Annotated in this window: 11 protein-coding genes; 4 read left to right on the forward strand and 7 right to left on the reverse strand. The window is 32.5% G+C overall.

Annotation, left to right across the window (positions count from 1 at the left end; translation table 11 throughout):
• Nucleotides 1–505: 505 nt before the first annotated feature.
• Nucleotides 506–1,162, forward strand: coding sequence for a sugar transferase (locus COC46_RS09225; protein ID WP_098809421.1), 657 nt, complete (start codon nt 506–508; stop codon nt 1,160–1,162).
• A gap of 472 nt (nt 1,163–1,634) precedes the next feature.
• Here the strand turns inward: COC46_RS09225 and COC46_RS09230 are convergent, their stop codons facing one another.
• The 4 genes from COC46_RS09230 to COC46_RS09245 form a co-directional block, all read right to left on the reverse strand.
• Complete coding sequence (locus COC46_RS09230) at nt 1,635–3,290, reverse strand: Ig-like domain-containing protein (protein WP_098809422.1); 1,656 nt, start codon at nt 3,288–3,290, stop codon at nt 1,635–1,637.
• A gap of 129 nt (nt 3,291–3,419) precedes the next feature.
• Nucleotides 3,420–5,831, reverse strand: a complete 2,412-nt coding sequence (locus COC46_RS09235) for an SH3 domain-containing protein (RefSeq protein WP_098809423.1) — start codon at nt 5,829–5,831, stop codon at nt 3,420–3,422.
• 307 nt (nt 5,832–6,138) lie between these two features.
• Nucleotides 6,139–6,741 (reverse strand): lysozyme family protein, encoded by a 603-nt coding sequence (locus tag COC46_RS09240; protein WP_098809424.1) that lies wholly within the window; start codon nt 6,739–6,741, stop codon nt 6,139–6,141.
• A 265-nt stretch (nt 6,742–7,006) separates the two neighbouring features.
• A complete protein-coding gene (locus COC46_RS09245) occupies nt 7,007–8,305 on the reverse strand; it encodes a TcaA 3rd/4th domain-containing protein (protein WP_098809425.1) in 1,299 nt (432 codons plus the stop codon).
• Between the two features lie 202 nt (nt 8,306–8,507).
• Here COC46_RS09245 and COC46_RS09250 point away from each other — a divergent pair, with 202 nt between their 5' ends.
• Complete coding sequence (locus tag COC46_RS09250; RefSeq protein ID WP_098809426.1) at nt 8,508–9,893, forward strand: M48 family metallopeptidase; 1,386 nt, start codon at nt 8,508–8,510, stop codon at nt 9,891–9,893.
• A 172-nt stretch (nt 9,894–10,065) separates the two neighbouring features.
• On the opposite strand, the gene COC46_RS09255 is transcribed toward COC46_RS09250, so the two are convergent.
• From COC46_RS09255 to COC46_RS09265, 3 genes are all read right to left on the reverse strand, one after another.
• The gene (locus COC46_RS09255) at nt 10,066–10,659 is read right to left on the reverse strand and encodes a YARHG domain-containing protein (protein WP_255294856.1); all 594 of its coding nucleotides are present in this window, start codon (nt 10,657–10,659) and stop codon (nt 10,066–10,068) included.
• Nucleotides 10,660–10,879: 220 nt separating this feature from the next.
• Nucleotides 10,880–12,526, reverse strand: coding sequence for an outer membrane protein assembly factor BamB family protein (locus COC46_RS09260; protein ID WP_098809427.1), 1,647 nt, complete (start codon nt 12,524–12,526; stop codon nt 10,880–10,882).
• 199 nt (nt 12,527–12,725) lie between these two features.
• On the reverse strand, nt 12,726–15,389 hold the full coding sequence (locus COC46_RS09265; RefSeq protein WP_098809428.1) for an Ig-like domain-containing domain: 2,664 nt from the start codon (nt 15,387–15,389) through the stop codon (nt 12,726–12,728).
• Between the two features lie 478 nt (nt 15,390–15,867).
• On the opposite strand from COC46_RS09265, the gene secA2 reads away from it, so the two are divergent.
• The gene (gene secA2 / locus COC46_RS09270; protein ID WP_098809429.1) at nt 15,868–18,252 is read left to right on the forward strand and encodes an accessory Sec system translocase SecA2; all 2,385 of its coding nucleotides are present in this window, start codon (nt 15,868–15,870) and stop codon (nt 18,250–18,252) included.
• Complete coding sequence (locus tag COC46_RS09275; protein WP_098809430.1) at nt 18,236–19,144, forward strand: accessory Sec system S-layer assembly protein; 909 nt, start codon at nt 18,236–18,238, stop codon at nt 19,142–19,144. Before secA2 ends, COC46_RS09275 begins: the two co-directional genes overlap by 17 nt.
• Nucleotides 19,145–19,166 lie beyond the last annotated feature (22 nt).

The following is a 19,166-nucleotide window of genomic DNA, read 5'->3' on the forward strand; positions in this document are numbered from 1 at the left end:
ATTTATATAGAACTGTTTTTACACGAATCCTCTGTCATCACTTCATACAGTAATCGTTAAGATTATTTTTATACAATAACGTTTGATTAAAGAATATAAAGTTAACTGCAGTATTTTATAACAAATTTATCTTAAAGAAGACAAGTAGCAGTAAAATTAAATTATTTGGAAATCTTGAATTCCTTTGGAAAATCCCTATAAAGCGAGGTATTTCCCAACTTACTTTAAGTTAAAATAATAATACCTAAAAAGTCGACCTGGACTATTAGCTGATGATTAATTACTAATTATTGTAATGCTGTTAATAAATCATTCTTGCACACACTATAAGTGTAAGGTACCCTTGTATTATGTGGAGTAATGAGCTTGTAACATAAAAATAATTTGATTTTTTTCTGCGAACATTTATAATTGTTATGATGTTATAAAACGTAAACGTTATACATTAGGACATGTTGCAAAGCACTTGCAAAGATGGGCCTAAACTATAAACTGGGGTGTTTAAATGGCCTTACAGAATACTCAACAAAAAGTTGAAACTCGCTATTCCATTCAACAATTTGAGTCATTAAAAAAGAAAAGTATATTTTATTCATTTATAAAAAGAACGATGGATTTAGTCTTTGCGTCGCTCGCGTTTGTTATTTCTTTGCCCTTCGTTTTGTTCTTTATTGCATTAATTAAAATTGATTCTCCTGGTCCAGCACTGTTCATACAAGAACGAGTTGGATTAAACGGGAAAATTTTTAATATTTACAAGTTAAGAACAATGCGTTTGGATGCGGAGGTAAATGGACCACAATGGGCTAGTACGGATGATCCCCGCATTACAAAACTAGGTCACTTCCTTCGAAAAACTCGTATCGATGAATTACCGCAGTTTGTGAATGTCTTACGTGGTGATATGAGTCTTGTTGGTCCTAGACCAGAACGAGCGTTTTTTTTAGTAAAATTTAATCATGAGGTACCAGGTTTTACTAATCGTTTAACAGTCAAGCCAGGGTTAACTGGTTGGGCTCAGGTAAACGGTGGGTACGAATTAACACCGAAAGAGAAATTAGTTTTGGATTTACACTATATCGAACATCAGTCAATCATGTTGGACATTCAAATCATGTTTAAAACAATTAAAGTTGTCTTAACTGGTGAAGGTGCTCGTTAATTAACGTAGACAAGTTCAAAATATCCTTATTAAAATGCATAGTTACATCTTTGACCTTTTCTCATTGAGAAAGGTCATTTTAATTTCTTCATAAATAGCCAAGAATAAAAATAAAATATTGATTGAGATAAAAAAACATTTTAAATTCCGGAAATTACCCACAATTTTAAAAACTTATTAACAATTTGTGGATAACATTCCATACTTGTCCACAAACTATATGTTTATAAATTCACAACTTTAACGAGGAAATATAAAGATACGACAAATTTCTTCCAAAATGAAAAATAATAAACCTTCCACCCTGTCGATAAATATTATTTTTATTCACAAGTTATCCACATTATTAATAACAAATTAAATTAATTTTATGTAAAAAAATATTTCCACTTCTCTCCCCTAGATTTACCAATCAAAAAATACAAAAAAACAATGCAATAAGAATTTCTCTTATTGCATCGTATTTAAACAATTATACAACTTTAATTGTACGTACACTCTTATTTCCTGACTTATCAATTACATAAACCTTTAAATAAGTATTTGTTTTTTGTGCTTTAATAGCCACAGAAAATTTACCACTTGAATAAACTGAACCTTGACCAATCAGTGTGCTGCCCCTGTAGATCTTCACTGTAGCATATTTCTCCGCACTTCCCGTTACAGCTCTAGATTTAGATGAAACTTTATTAACAGTTGGAAGAGCAGGTGCCGTCTTATCTAATACTGTTAAAGTCTTTGTTGAACTTACATTTCCTGCTTTATCAGTAGCAGTTACACTAACTGTAGTTCCACTTTTCTGTTTTGCAATTGCAAATTTATAACTTTTATTTGAAGCCGCTGTTACGCTTTTTTGCAACTTATGATTAATATATAGTTTAACTGTAGAACCTGCTTCAGCCGTCCCCGTTACAGTAGTAGAGTGATCTGAAACAGAGTTCATAGTAGGTATAGCAGGTTTAGTTTTATCGATTGTAAATTTGATGATCGTTGTGTTCATCACCGAATCTTTCACTTCAAGCGTATAACTTCCTGCTTTTGTAACTAAATAGTCATTTTTAATACGTGATCCATTTAATGTCGCAGTTCCTTCGTTAAAGTGAATTTTTACATCTTTATTATAGAATTTACCATTGGTAACCCCAGATACAGATGGTTTCGTTAAATCATTTTTTTTCGTGATGTAGGCTGATGAAATAAATCCTATTTTACCATCTGATTTTTTTACTTTAAACCAAGCAAATTGATTGTCGCGACTCTTTGAATCAAACTGAAATTCATCATAGATTGTTAATGTAGTATATTTTGATAGTTTTTCTGGCGTTGGCTTAGTTGAACTTTCCGTCGTATTTGGTTCGGGTCTTAATTTAGCACCATCCACTGTTACGTACGCAATGTCTCCCTTTTTCATGAAGTGCGGTGATTCATGAAGCCCTTCATTGATTGTATAAAGAGGAATTTTGAAAATAATTGGAGCGCTGCTATTCGTATTATATTCAAAATCCGACGTTTTAAATGGATACTTAGCTAAAACCGGTGGTGTCTTATCATCAAGTCTTAAATAACTTTGTCTTTCTATATCTCGGAATACCTTTTCCTGATAAGCATTTGTATTTACCGATCCATCGACCTGTTTTAATGGACTATTTGCAGGTACATTTCCATTATAGGCCATTACAGCAAAGTACCAATTCTCAATAATATGACGATTTGCACCATTAATTCTTGGTAACAAGTAGGAGCCATCTCCTTTTTTCAAATTATATTTCTCGTTTAAAATCTCCAATCCAGCTTGAATATTATACGCAATATCATCTTTTAATCGTTGCTGATCATATCTTGGTTGATTTGTAATTTGCATAATACCAATTCCGCCATCGTGTGACACTTTTGTTTGATCCCAACCAGATTCATTTAACGCAACTGCCTTTACTACCTCAGGTGGAATATCAGCATTGATTGCAGCATAAGTCAGTAAACAATTTGTTCGTTGATTTGATGGGATTGCCGTATTACTTGCGTCGCACTTTGAAGCCCAATCTGTGTTTGTTTCAGCACTAGCTTTTCCATTAAATAAACTTACTGTTAAAGCAGTTGTTAAGCCAAATTTTAGAAAAAAAGACTTCATTTTATCTTCTCCAATCTACCTAAATAGTAAACAATAATTCTATCTTATCATATTTCAATAATTAGCTTTCTTATTGTCTATAAATCTCTAAAAAAAAAATGGCTCATTTTGCTCTGAGCCATTTTTTTATTACTTTAATTCCTGCCTAACATAAGTTGAAGAAATCCAGCCATAGCTACCGTCCGCTAATTGGATTTTATACCATTTTTTTGTACTATCCATTGTTAAAGAACCATCAGTATTTATAACAATGCTTACATAGTTATTAAGATTTAGTGTACCAATTACGTTGTTCACAGTAGTAGTTGCAGATGAACGAACGTTTAATCCATCAGTTGTAATTCTGCCTAAGTTTTTAACGCTTAATTTTTGAGTATAAGCATTTAACTTAATACTATTCGTCCAATACACTTTTCCATCAATAGATACTTTAATCCAATAATCATTTGTTTTTTCAAGAAGAAGGAAAACTGCACCAGCCGTAATCGATTTTACTTTAGTCGTATCTCCTTTTGCATTAAACAGGTCGATGTTTCCTTTTGCTACCGCTTGGATATTAGCAGGGAATACATCACTACCGACAGGAGTAGATGGACTACTAGGAATCGTTGTATTTGGCTGAGCTTTATCATAATACGCTTTATCAAATGGAAGAATATTTTGCATATGCTGGGCAATTAATTTACCCCAGTTTAGATCGGTTGCATAATAGAAATTCATCCCTTCACTCGCTGCATCGATTCTTGTATTTGCCATATCTTTTGTACTAAACCCAAGATATGCACCGTGATACTTCCAGTTACTTGGATTTAAGTAAGTAGATTTTATTGAGCGTGCAATATAATCTATATTTTCTTGGACACTCATAAATTTGTATGATGCTATATATGGTGTTGCATCATATGAACCAAAGCCAAATAAATTATACTTTCCTAATGAAATTTGAGATGTACCGTATCCGCTTTCATGGATTGCGTGAGCTGCTAAGTAAAGTGCATTTACACCATATTTTTTCCCAGCATCAACAAATAATTGTCCTTGCCCAGTCAAAATGCTCTTTGCGCCGCTTTTTACATTATTTGTAATATAGTTATTAATTTGTACTGCGGTTACTGGCGATGGTGTACGTAGATCAATAAATTGGTAACTATCTCTTGAAATAATTGGATCACCGGTTTTTACTTGTTCAATATATGAGCCAGAAACATATCCTGTTTTCCCATTATAGCTAACCTTGTACCAATTGTTTGATGCTTTATCGGTTGCGATTAAAACTTTATTAATAGGAATTACTGTAAGTACCGGCGAAGATGCATCATATGTTTGACGTAAATTTAATTCAGAAGTCGTAATATAGGTCGTATCTGTTATATTCGTAATCGTTACAACATCAACTTTACTAAAATCACTTGCTCGTACATAGCCTCCTTCATTGTTATAAGTTACCCAGTACCAATTACCAATTTTTTTACTAATTGATACAACTGCATCTTTTGGGATTTGAGTAAGTTGTTTGGATGAATTGCCAAACGATTGGTATACATAAGTTCCATTAAGCGCTTTATATTTTGTTGTAGTAAAGGTCGTGAAGCTACTTGTAGTTACATCTTCACTTTTAACATAAAGATTTTGTCCATTGTAATTTACTCGATACCACAACTTCCCAAGCAAATCTGTCGCTTTTTGAGTTGAAGCAAAACCATTATCTCCATCAACTGTAGCTACCACAGGTTTCGTTGCATCTGGAGTTGAATATAACTGGGTAACTGCTTTCGTAAAATAATACGCAGTACTAGTTGTTTCATAATTTATTTCATTAACCTTTGTAAAGTCATTTATATAAATATATCCGGTTATACCGTTAATTGTAACGTTATACCAGTTCCCAACTCGTTTTGAAGAAGAAACAATCGTACCGCTTGGAATATTTGATAATACCTTAGATGAAATACCATATGTTTGATATAAACTTGTATTTTTAATAGCTTTATATTTTGTCTGAGCAAATGTAGCTATTGCACTTTTCGTAACATCAGTACTATTTACATATAAAGTTTTGCCATTATAACTAACACGGAACCAGGTTTGCCCAATACTATTTACTACTTTTTGAGTACTACTAAATCCATTATTTATAACTACAGAATACACTGCAGCTTTTTTTGTATCAGGTGTTGAATATAGCTTTGTAGTTTTATTTGTAAAATAATAAGCCGTACTTTGAGTTGTGTATTTATAATATTCCTTTAAATACAAACCACTTACCCAGCCCGTTTTTGAACCGTAAGTCACTTTGTACCAATTACCATTTCTTTGTGTAGCAGTAATTACTTTTCCTTTTGGAATCGTCAAAAGTGTCTTATAGGTTGTACCTGCCCCTTGTCTTAAGTTGAGATTTGCAGTTGTTTGATAATTCGTTTTAATATTTACGATTGCTGCGCTCGCTGTCGATGTTTCCAAACCAATATTAGTACAGGAAATGTTGGAGGTCCCGACTAAAATGCCTGTTGATACCAAAAGTACTCTTCCCATTTGCTTCATGAATCTAACTTTCCTTTCCTACCGTTTTTACATTTAAACCGTGAATAAAACAATCAAATTCTATTAAACTAGCAAAAAATTAAATAAATAAATAAGTTCTAAAAAGCATTGAGTAAAAATAAGCACTAAATTTAATTATAAGTCATAAATTGTCAGAATTTGAGTTATTTTATCTATTATTATATCGGTAAAAAAAGGAATTTGTTTCGTATGACCGAAACGAAAACCATTTTGTAATAAAATTGATACAATTCTAAAAAAAAAGTTAAAAAATCCATAAAGAAGAAATTTATCTCTTCTTCATGGACTATGGTTTTCCTACTATATTATGTTTAAGTGGGACTAAGATCTCAAAATACTTTGTTTTCTTCATTACTTTTTCACTATATGTGAAATCTCCATAGCAATATGGATATCTGAAATTTTTCTTATTATTATTACATGTGTAAAGCTCAGGATTTGTCTCTACCATCGATAGTGAATAAGTTTTAGCAAGTTGATCAGAGTGTTTACCACCATGTGCTTTTACAAAATCAATATATGCAATTCCCATATTATAGCTTTGTATTATAGTCTGTAAATCAACGCCTTGTTTTTTACCGTAGGAATAAACATCTTTAAAATGTGCTACCCCTTGTTGAACACTTTTTGATGCATCTTGAATACTATCCTTCGCAAGTCCTAGTGATTCTGAAGCCTGCATGGGATCTTTCCCTTTACCCTTTGTTTCTTGCATCATAAGACCTAGTAATAAAGGAGTGTATTCCACTAAATCAAACGTCTTCAATTCGGTATATACTTGCGACTCGTATTTCAACACGTCCTGGAAATAATAACGATATATCGCAAATAATCCTATAACTGACATTAGAAGTGTAAATAAAAGAAGTCTTTTTATAAATTTTAACATTTCTATTCTTTTTCATTACCTCCAAACATTTAATCTTTAATACATTATATCGAATATTCATATTTAAAAAAGCAATGTGATAAAACTACATAAAATTGACATTAAAATGTGAAAAAAGAAATATTTGTTTTAATCAGAATTTAATAACATCGAGCTCAATTACGATTAAGAGTTAGCCCCCTTTTATCTGAAAGCTTATTTCAATATCAATTCCCAATAACCCAGATCAACAAAAAAAGAGTCCAACTTAATGTTGGACTCTCCTCTACTTTATCTCTTTTACTTCCACAATACGATCCATTTTTAACTCATCATTTTCTCTTGAAAAATGATAAGTAATTTCAAATGATTTCATCTTTGTTTTGCCTTTTTTATCTGTTATTTCGTACTTTTCATTTGTTGTGATAATCATACCCGAATCATCTTGCTTTGAATTTTTCATAGCAAAGCTAACAAGCTTTTGGGTTGTATTCTTTTTCTTAATTTTATCTTGGTATTCCTTTGAATCTAAAAAGGCTTCGCCATTTTGATTAAATAATCCATTGATTAGTTGTGTTTCCTCTAAATCAGATGAAGGCTTTGGACTTGGTAAGTACTTATCAAAAAATCGTTTAAGTCCTGCAAAGAAACCATCCTTATCATCTGTCTGATCAGTATTTTCAATCGGTGAATCGAACATTAAATCTATATATTTTCCAGTTACTGGGATACCATCCGTTTTGAATAATTCACCATTCTTTTCAATTTCAGCATGAATAACAGTTTGACCATTTAATAAAAATGGACCAAATCGATCTAGTTCACTTATTTTCCTCCCAGTGTCTTTTCCATTAACAAAAAGCTCTGCTTCAGGTTCATTTGAGTATATTTGGACATAACTAACGTTAAAGGTTAATTCCTGAGATAACTTGTTCTTTGAAGCAGCTGAAAAATCTATATTCACAGAATCTTCAACATCACTATAAGCACCTTTATATGAAACACCCAAAGTATATTTACCAGGTAAAATTTTGTGATATGTCTTTTCATATTCTTCACTTTTCAAGTGTGTAACTTGATTGATTAATTTTAATTCGACATCGTCAATCGGTGATGTAATCTTTAGTTCAAATGGTTCTGCACTTATTAAATACGTTTGGTAGATACCTAAAAATTTACTACTCTTTTTAATTGTAATTATATGATTACCACGGCCATCTATTAACTGGCTATTAATTACTTTACGATCTTGAACCATTTCATCTACTTCATCTAATAACTCAGTACTGTTCATGTAATCCATAAATGCAATGACTGATTCTTCATCTAAAGATGCTTGAGTACCACCTTTTTGTAACATTCGAGTAACTTCTTTATAATTATTATCTGATACATTCTTTTCAAATGTCTTTACTAATCTTTGAGGTGAATTTAAATAACTTAAAGTTAAATGTGTAATGATGATCGCAATAATTGGTACTAAAAAAAACAACCATTTTCTATTTAAATTAGGTATTCGATTTTTTCGCATTGTTCGTATACCCGCTCTTGATAACGAATTTTGTTCTCTCAATTGAGTTTTCATTTATTGTTAACTTCCCCTTAAATTTTCATTCTAAAATAAATAAACTATAGTCTATCATACTATTTTTTAATTAAACGGTAAAAAGAATTTTTATTAACACTTTAAGTGGAAGTAATTAGTTCCGTTTCTTCTAAAATAAATGAATGACACCCCAAGTCATTACTTGTTAAACTATAAGAACTGAGTCATAGGAGGAGAGAGATTGAAGTCATTAGTTAATCGTAAAGAAACGATTTATTTTATACTACTTTTAATTACCAGCATTCCACTCTATTTAGTGCTTATTTTTAGCGGTATTGGTCTTATTATTATAGGTGTTTTAGTTATCTTACCACTAATTGCTCATTTTGTTTTTACTGCTCACGTTCGAACAAATGGTGTAAAGATTACCGAAAAACAGTTTCCAGAAGTTTATTTTCGAACAAGAGAAATTTCAAAAGAAATGGGCTTCTACTTTCTACCAGACATTTATGTAATTCAATCTGGCGGACTGTTAAACGCTTTTGCAACACGCTTCTTTGGAAGAAATATGATTGTTTTATATTCAGATCTATTCGAAGAGATTGAATCAAACCCTAAAATAATTGATTTTGTTATTGCGCACGAACTTGCACATATTAAACGCAATCATATTATTAAACAAGCTGTAGTATTACCAGCAAATTGGATTCCTTTTTTAGGTTCAGCTTATGCTCGTGCATGTGAATATACAAGCGATCGAATGGCCAGTTATTATGTGAATGATTTTGAAGCATCAACTCAAGCACTAACAATGCTTGCAGTTGGCCGCAAATACTTTCAAAAAATTGACCAGCATGAATACATGTTAAATAGTAGCAACGAAAAAGGATTTATGATTTGGTTAAGTGAAAAATTTATGTCTCACCCGACTTTACCTAAACGTTTAAACGCCTTGTATCATTTTAATAATATAGAAAACAATATTCGATTTAAAACATCAAAACGCGTATACGGAATTGTAGCAATTGTATTCGCACTGTCATTAGGAGTTATAATTGGTGCAGGGTTATTAATTGAAAAGGCAATTCCATTTGCGAAATCATTTGTTGAAGGTTATCTAGCTGGAGAGGAAACCCCATTAACACAGGCAGTACTTGATAACGATTTCGAGCAAGTTAAAAAGTTGATCGATGAGGGTGCAGACGTAAATGAGTTAAATGGTGATTATGAATCCCCTATTTATACAACTACTTATACTGATGAAGACCATCTTGACTTAGAAATGTTAAAATTATTACTTGATAATGGGGCTGATCCTTCAATTGGAGATGCCGATGATTGGACAATCTTACACGCTGCTGCTTCTTTAGGAGACAAGGCTGCAATTGACTTACTATTAAAATACGGAGCAGATATTAACCAACAAGACGTCGATGGAGAAACGCCTATTTTTAATACAATCTATGAAGTAGATGATTTAGAAACATTCGTGTATCTAATTAAGAAAGGTGCAGACTTATCAGTAAAAAATGTGTATGGAATGACATTAAGAGAAGTTGCAGAAGAAAATGGTGCAAAAAAAATTACAAACTGGTTTAATAATCAAGGAAGCGAAATAAAGCTATAAAATGGAAACATGAAACTTATTTCATAGAAACTTATTTCATAGAAACTATATTATAGGAAGAAACATGCTAGGAATATACAAAAAGCAAAGTTCAATATACTGAACTTTGCTTTTTCTTTATCTAAAGACTCTATACATTGAACTAAAGTCTCTTTTTTGAGTTCGGTATTCACTACTCCATAGATTTAATTAAATTTAAATTATATGTTTCCACTTCATTTAAAGCACCATTATATGCTGGATTTGGGCTGTACCAAGATTTCGAAGTGAAGTAAATCGTTAGGTCACTTGATTTAAATACAAGACCATGTCTAGCATAGATTTCATTCCTTGCTATACGTAAATTATTTGAAGATAGTTTACTTAGATCCGCATTCGTTAGTTTTCGACTATTACTATCTGGTAATACATATTCTGTTGATTGCTTCTTCTCATCAGTATTCTTAGTTTCTTTCGTTGCAGTATCTTTAGTTGTAGCATCTTTAGTAACTTTCTTAGATTTTACTTCATTTGTCTTTTCACTTACTGTCTCTTTTTTTACATCTATACTGGATACAGTCTCTTTAGTAACTTTTTTCGGTTGAATATCGCCTTCACTCATTATTTTTGGATAGACATAAAAAATAGCCGTAGCTCCTATTACTAATATCCCAGCTATTGAAAGTAATAATGATAAATATCGATTATTACTAGAACCGTTTACATTATTCTTTAGTTTTTTATGTTCTGAACGACTTTCAACTTTATTTTCTGCCTTATAACCCAAAATTTTTCACTCCTCTAATACAGTTATCATTATATAAGTTCACCATATTATCTAATCTATTTAGAACAATCCTACTATTTTAATAGAAGTTTAACCTATTATTAACACAATTGAAAAGACCGTTAAAAAAAGATATTAGCTTTTTAGTATTTAAAAATTTTATTAACAAACAAAAATCCCTAGTTCCATAAAAGGATTAGGGATCATTCACTACTATCATTTATTGTATATTAACGCTAATATATTTACCACCTCTAGTCCCCACAATGACTTGTTGGCCGACTACAATTGGTGATGCTTCAATATTAGCACCTAAGTTTATCTTATTGACGACTTTTCCTGTACCATTAATTAAGTACAAATTACCAACTGAATCTCCTTGAATTAAGTAAGCTTTTTTATCTTTTGTATATACTGCTACTGTAGAAGACCACGCGTAATTAGGCAATTCTAAATGCCATTTCTCTTTGCCCGTAACGGTATCATAACTAATTAATAGGCCACCACTTATCTTTTTATATCTTGATATATTATAAATGACTTGTCCTTTTAACGGTCCTGTTCCCACAATTGGTGTTGCTAACAAACCGCCATTAACAGGATGATTACCTTTTATCGAATAGCCTGGTATCTTTTTCTCCCAAACTACTTTACCAGTTAATCCATTTAATTTTTGAATACGAGCGTAGCCCTTAGTGCCTTGTTTATCAATTTCAGAACCGGTATATAAAAATGGTGTACCATTAAAATTTTCTATCACAATTGATGCATCAGTATCATCATATGCATTATTCACCCAAATCGGCCTCTTCTTAATTATGTCTAAAGCTTGAATACCACCACCGTTATCTGCAAAATAGGCAATATTTTTAAATACAGCAACTGAATTTTCAATACCTTGGTAAGAATTATCCTTCTGCTTATATCGATATTTAGAAATGACCGGAGAAATTTTTATCTTTTTAGCCTTCGGATCATATTTTGTGTTTAGCTTTATGAAATAAACTAATCCATTTTCCCCTCCAACTAACATTGCATCATCGTTTCGGTTGAATAACGCGGAGCCGTCAAAAGCTCCCCAACCACGATATGAATATGAATCGATTCCAGGAATAAATGCCAACTGAGATCCATCAATTAAACTAAAAATCCTCATTCCAATTTTTCCGGTTTGTGGTATGCCTTGTCCAACATATAAAAGAGGATATCCTCGTGGATCAAGAGCCACGCTACCTTTAATTGGATTTTGAATATTTATTGGATTTCTCGTTTTCTTACCTGTTGCCAAATCCAAGAAATAAACTCTTCCATCTAAAGAACCATAAACTACTTCTTTAAAGTTTGACTTCGTTTTAAATGGAGAATATAAATTCATTATCTTTTGCTCTTGCGGTTTCCATTCAATTACACTGGGCTGACCGGTCCATCCCGATCCTCCACCCCATCCTGATGAAGATGACGTTTGGAAAGACCAACTCTTAACTAGTTTTTGCTTTGAAACACTCGTTGTTCCCATTGAAGCATTATTTCGAAACGGTCCACCACGAAAGCTCAGGATTCCGTTAACGGTTTGATACTGCTCCGGGAATGGTTTGGTAAATACTTTTGTACTATTACTGAAATTATAAGTTAAATTTTTACTACTTGAGAGTGGGTTCAGTTGAAGTGGTTCCCACTTATTTTGTTGATTTGTTGCAGTTTTTTGAAGTGTTTGGTTACTATTCTGTTGATTTGTTGCAGCATTTACTTCATTAGTTTTTATTAAATTTGTTTCATTTTTAGGGTCTCTATGTTTTAACGATGGTGAACTAAATATTCCAGTTAAAAGAATTGCAGCAGAAAAGATTACACCAATCTTTGTCTTCAATTAAGTTCTCTCCCTCATATCTTAGTAGACTATTTATATGAAACTACTAAGATTATATAAAATAGGAAGTAATTAATTTGTCATAATATGAAAATTTGTAGTTATTTTTACTTAAAATAAAAAAGAAAAACCCTACTGAGATTTCTCACAATAGAGCTTTTTCTTCATATTATCAAATGAATTATCGTAATTTTAAAGATTATTGGATAGCAAAACTAGTTAAGTTTACAACATTATCGTTCAGATCCACAATATCTATTGTACTTTGAGCTTTAACCTGAAGCCCACTTAAAGTAGAAAGTGGAGAAGCAAGCTGAATTATTAACTTATTCCCTGAAATGCTCTCTGCAGTCTCAGCTAATGCTGTTGTACTAGCACCTTGGAATACATCTAAATCTGCTCCTACATTATTACCATCTTTAATCGCCTCACTAAATGTCACCTCAATATGAGTTGAATCAATAACTCTTGCTGCGATTACAGTTGGACGAACTGTTTCTTTAAAGTTACGTGCTTTTACATCTGATACCATTACTGCTCCAGCACCAGTAGCTACATTCTGAACAGTGAAAATCCGATCCCCAGTAGTAGTAATAGCATCTGCTCTTAATGTAAGCTCAACTGTTTTTGCATCCCCTTTAAAAATTGCTGTTCCTTCAAATGGTGAAGAAATTCCTTCTATAGCGTAATTTGAAAGATTTAATGCAGATGCAGGTGATACTTCGCGATCAAAGCTAACAAGAATTTTGTTATTAATTTGTTCAACATCAGAAACTACTGGCTTTGTTGTATCAACTGCTGTTCCTAGTTTGAATGTTACGATTCCAGCAGCAGATGAATTAGTCGCAGTATCTTTAACCAATCCTACCGGCAGTTCAAATGTAAAGTCCCCAGGTAATGCAGGTAATTTTACTTCAACCGATTTACCGTCTGCTCCATTAATTAGATTAGAATCTCCTGTTAATGGTGAAATAGATCTTGTAATATAATCTGAACCTACGTAAGTACCTTTAATTGATTTTGTAGTATCCACAGTTACATCTTCATTGTAATTTAAAACAAGATACTGCTGACCAGCAACATTTTTAATGCTTTGACTTACGTATAGTGGAGCTGTTCGATCTGTAGTAATTTCCACTAATTTCGTTACTGCATCCATCGTGTTGCCTGCGATGTCTTTAACCCCACCAATTACGAGGCTTTGTACACCTGCAGCTAAACTTGAAGAATTATATGTAACGACAGTTTTACTTGTGTCAATTGAAGTTATTATATCGGCAGATACTCCATTTACAGTTAATGTAGCGCCGGAAGCATTTACTTGTTCAGAGAAAGTAACAGCAACTTTACCTACGCCAACTGAAGTAACGGCTGTTACTGTTGGCTTTACTGAGTCCACATCCTTTTTAACAACTGTAACAGGAATTGGATTTGGTGTTAATAAGTTTCCTGCAAAATCTTTCAGTCCAGTAATCGTAAAAGTATAGTTTTGATCTTTATTCATTACAGCTGGAAGAGTTACAGAGAATGATTTTTTATTTGTTGATAAAGTAATATCACTAGCATTAATTGTAAAACTTGTAGGACCAGCTACAGATAATGCGGTTGCAATTTGTGAAGTCGTCGCATCGATCGGTTCGCTAAATGTAAATGTCGCATTTCCGTTCGGTAAATATGTCACTCCTTCAAAAGTAGGACGGATTTGATCTGAAGCTGTAATTGTAAATGTTTTTTTAGCAAAATCTACTTTATCTGTAGCTTTAACTTTATCAATAATGACATCATAACGTTTATCAAGTTTTGATGAAGTGGTGACTGTTAATGTTTTTCCGTCGGCACTAAGTTCACCTGTAAGAGACCCGGCAGGAATAGAGTCGAGACTATTTATCGTTACAATTCCAGAAATTAGATTTCCATATGAGTCAAAGATCGTTGATGAATCTACAGACTTATTGAACTTAATTTCAATTTGTGAAGCATTAACTGCATTCACACTCAAAATTGTAGGAATAGCCAACTTAGCTTGTTGAGCTAAAATTCGATTTTCTAATTCTGTTTGGTAAGCTTTATCTTTTAAACTTGAAACTGCATCCTTAGCTGCTTTCAGTTTAACAGCATCATCTGAAGTTAATGCTTCATACGCTACAACAGCAGCAGTTGCTGCGTTATATTTACTTACTACATCTTGGATTTCTTTATCTTTCTTATTAATAGAAGTAGTTAATTCAGCTTTTTTATTTAAATCACGTAACTGTGCAACTGCACTTACAGCAGATTTCTTTAGCGTTGCTGATTTATTAGCGTCTGTTGGGTTTGTTGCATTAAAGCTTTCATATTTTTTCACAGCTGCAACAGCTGCATTATATTTTGTTACAACACTTTGGATGTCTTTTTCCTTTTTAGTAATAGAAGAAGTTAATGAAGCCTTCTTACTTAAATCTCGTAACTGTGCAACTGCACTTACTGCAGATTTCTTTAACGCTACTGATTTATTAGCATCTGTAGGGTTTTTTACATTAAAGCTTTCATATTTTTTTACAGCTGCTAATGCAGCATTGTATTTTGTTACAACAACTTGAATTGCCTTTTTCTTGTTATCAATACGTTTTAATAATTTAACTTTAGTAGCTTTATACTTTGAAGAAGTTAATTTTGCAACTGCGGTTCTAGCAGCTTTTTCTTTCGTTTCTGCTGCTTTTGCATTTGTAGGGTTTGTTACATTAACACCTTCGTACGATTTTACAGCTTTCTCAGCTGTTTGAACTACAGTTTGAGCAGCAGCAGCAACAGGAGCTACGGCTGATGCTACCATTGCAGCCGTTAAAGCAGTAGTAATCATTTTTTTATTTTTGTTTAATGCCATTCCAGAGTTCCTCCCTAAGCTTATTATCTAGAATAAAAAAGTATTAACTTGCTTTCTTGCTGCCAAACTAAACTAAGATGATTAATCCACCATATTTTACACTTGTTAAATTATGGATAAATTAACTTTTTTTTCTAGTTTTTTTCACAACGCTAGTATACAACAGGGAAATAGACTTTTTTTCTTCAAATAGGTCTAATTTGTTACAAACATCACAAATTCAAATGTTTTTTTGTGAATACCCCTTATGTATCAAGGAGTTTTATTATTTTTGAACTTTTTTTGTCAAATAATTTTTAAAAAGGGCATGAGCTGGTACTACTTATTCATTTAAGAAATCTTCATTTATGTCGAAAATATTTATGTAGCCAATTCCATTTTTCATTGTTTTCAATAAATTCTCACCATTAATAACTCGAGTCTCCCACAACTTATGATACATTTAAAATAATAGAATACCAGCTTAGGAGGGAACACCTTGATCCAGACTTTGCAAAAAATTATTGGCAATCGGAAATTAAAGGATTACGAAAAAATTGTTTTAGAGATAAACTCTAAAGAGTCATTCTATGAAGGCCAAACAAATGAAGCTTTACGTGAATTTACTTACGAATTGAAACAAAAAATTGCTAATCATGAAGCAACTATACAAGAAATTAAAATAGATGCTTTTGCCCTTGTCCGAGAAGCATCAAAGCGCGTACTAGGCATGCGCCATTATGATGTTCAATTAATTGGTGGACTTGCATTATTAGATGGAAATATTGCTGAGATGCCAACAGGGGAAGGAAAAACATTAGTTTCATCTTTACCTGCTTTTACTCGTGCGCTTGAAGAAAAGGGCGTACATATTATTACTGTGAACGAATATTTAGCACGTCGTGATGCCGAACAAATTGGTCAAATCCACGAATTTTTAGGTCTTACAGTAGGATTGAATATTCCTAATTTAACTTTGGAAGATAAAAAAGTTGCTTATAATGCAGATATTACTTATGGAATCGGAACAGAATTCGGTTTTGATTATTTACGTGATAATATGATTACCTCTTCAATTGAAAAAGTTCAACGTTCATACCATTATGCAATTATTGATGAAGTGGACTCTATTTTAATAGATGAAGCAAAAACACCTTTAATTATTGCAGGTAAAAAAACTGCGCAGTCACATTTATACTCGCTATGTGCACGCTTTATTCATACGTTTAAAAAAGCTATAGATTATTTATTAGACGAAGAAACCAAAGCGATTTCTTTAACTGAAGAAGGTATTTCAAAGATTGAAAAGGCTTTTATGATTGAGAATTTATTTGACTTAGAACATAAAACACTTTTCCATTACGTTCATAACGCCTTGCGAGCTGAAGTATTATTCCAACGTGATGTTGATTACATCATTCAAGAAGGTGAAATTCAATTAATTGATTTATTTACTGGTCGTATAATGGAAGGCCGTTCATTAAGCAACGGACTTCATCAAGCAATTGAAGCAAAAGAAGGATTAATGTTAACGAATGAAAATCACACTGTAGCTTCTGTAACAATACAAAATTACTTCCGTATGTATCCAATACTTTCTGGCATGACTGGGACGGCGAAGACAGAAGAAAAAGAATTTTTACAGGTTTACAACATGGAAGTCATTCGTATTCCTACGAATAAATCGGTTATTCGTATTGATCATGAAGATATAGTGTTTCAAAATACTGGACAAAAGCTTAGAGCGGTTCTGGATGATGTAAAATTACGTCATAAAAAGGGACAACCCATTCTGATTGGAACAACCTCCATACGTCAGTCTGAAATTGTTGCAGAATTATTAGAAAATGAGGCAATAAAATTTCAGTTATTAAATGCAAAAAATGTTGAAAAGGAAGCTGAGATGATTGCCTTGGCGGGTCAAAAGGGAATGGTTACCATTTCGACCAATATGGCAGGTCGAGGAACCGATATTTTATTAGCTGAAGGTGTTTCTGAATTAGGTGGTCTTCATGTAATTGGAACCGAACGTCATGAAAGTGAGCGTATTGATTTACAATTAAAAGGACGTGCAGGACGACAAGGAGATGCAGGCTCATCTCAATTCTATCTCTCATTAGAGGATGAATTATTTGTAAGATATAATCCAGAAAAGCTTGAGAAATTACACAAGAACCTCCATGTTGATCAATTTGGAAAGGTACTAAACTCAACAATTCAAGCTTTTGTTTCATCAACCCAAAAGCTATGTGAAGGAAATCAGTCTTCTATACGTGAATGGCAGCTGAAACTAGATGGCGTTGCAAATGAACATCGCCGTATAATTTATAAGTTAAGGAATCAGTTATTACAAAATGAAATTGAATTAGATTGGTTTATCATTCATGTTGAGGAGACAATTGTTAAACTAGTAAATCAATTTTATCCAAAAGATAGTACTCCTGAAGACTGGGATCCATTAGAAGGGAAAACAGTATTAGAACAACTTATTCCTCCACTTCGTATTGATGTTGAACATTTTCAAAACGAACAAGAGATTTGGGGTCATGTAAAAGAAGCTCTTTCAGTTTATAAAAGTGTATTACGTGGGATGGAAGTAGAGAAAATAGCAGAGTTAATAAGTATTTTAAGATGTATATCATTAAGTACGATCGATTTATATTGGTCTGAACATTTAGAGCATTTACAACAATTGATAGAAGGGATACACTTAAGACAGTATCAACAAGAAGATCCAATTCGATTATATGAATTTGATGGATTTACTCTGTTTGAACATACTTACAACTCTATTCAACAGGAAATATCAGCAAGTCTTGCTTCAACATTTCAAGAATTATCTTGTCCACAGGGGGTAGAAGAACAAAATGTTATCGTCGATTAAGCGTTTATTACAAAAGGGGAAAGATTCTACAGTTTCATCGAGTGATTTATTACAACAATCATCTACTGATCAAGCAGTTCAAGTTGAAGAAAATGAAGTGAATGAAATTTTCCCAAAAATATCATTTCACCCATTAATGCACATTGAAGATGAAAAGCGTTATGTTTATCAGTTTTTAAATAATGAGCTTTCACCTTTAAAGCCAAATCAATTATCATTGTCTGCAATCGAACTTGAAGTAAATGAAGATGGTAGTGCAACAGTTACATCATTCGTTCGTAACAGTTTACCAAAATCAGTTCGTTTAGAAGATGCTATTCTATTATTGATTAGTGAAGAAGGCGAGCTATTAGCAAAAAAAGGATTTAGATTAGAAGAGCTTGGCGAAATGCCTCCATGTAGTAGCCGCCCATGGCGCTTTGTATTCGAGCGAGAGTTTTTACTAAAAGAGGACTTGCCTGAAAAAGGATTTGAGTTAGCATTTGATTTATCAAAAACTATTCACAGATTAGATATAGATCCAACATGGGAAGGCCGACTTACTGAAGAACAAATCACAGAACTAAGCAATCTTGTCGGTACTTTACCTAAATTACGTATAAATGAAGTAAGCTTACATGCTTTACGAGCAAACTATAATGACGATGGAAACCTTGCAGTTGATATTTTAGTTCGAAATGGTTCAACACAAGCAGTTAATCTAGAGTTATTACCTTTAGAAATGTTAAATGAAAATGGCGAAATAATTGCTAAGGGTTTATTCACTCTACCACCATTAACAATCCAAGCAAACACGAGTAAACCATGGACATTTATCTTCCCACAAGAACTTGTTGAAGTAAAAACGTTCACACAATGGACAATCAGAATACCAGAACAAGAAGTAGTTTAAGGTAGGCAATTTGACTAATGGA

Source organism: Bacillus sp. AFS041924 (assembly GCF_002577195.1).
Taxonomy (GTDB): domain Bacteria; phylum Bacillota; class Bacilli; order Bacillales; family Bacillaceae_G; genus Gottfriedia.

Coding starts and splice junctions, on each gene's coding strand:
- COC46_RS09225 (WP_098809421.1), top strand. CDS start 506: ATGGCCTTACAGAATACTCAACAAAAAGTTGAAACTCGCTATTCCATT.
- COC46_RS09230 (WP_098809422.1), bottom strand. CDS start 3,290: ATGAAGTCTTTTTTTCTAAAATTTGGCTTAACAACTGCTTTAACAGTA.
- COC46_RS09235 (WP_098809423.1), bottom strand. CDS start 5,831: ATGAAGCAAATGGGAAGAGTACTTTTGGTATCAACAGGCATTTTAGTC.
- COC46_RS09240 (WP_098809424.1), bottom strand. CDS start 6,741: ATGTTAAAATTTATAAAAAGACTTCTTTTATTTACACTTCTAATGTCA.
- COC46_RS09245 (WP_098809425.1), bottom strand. CDS start 8,305: ATGAAAACTCAATTGAGAGAACAAAATTCGTTATCAAGAGCGGGTATA.
- COC46_RS09265 (WP_098809428.1), bottom strand. CDS start 15,389: ATGGCATTAAACAAAAATAAAAAAATGATTACTACTGCTTTAACGGCT.
- COC46_RS09275 (WP_098809430.1), top strand. CDS start 18,236: ATGTTATCGTCGATTAAGCGTTTATTACAAAAGGGGAAAGATTCTACA.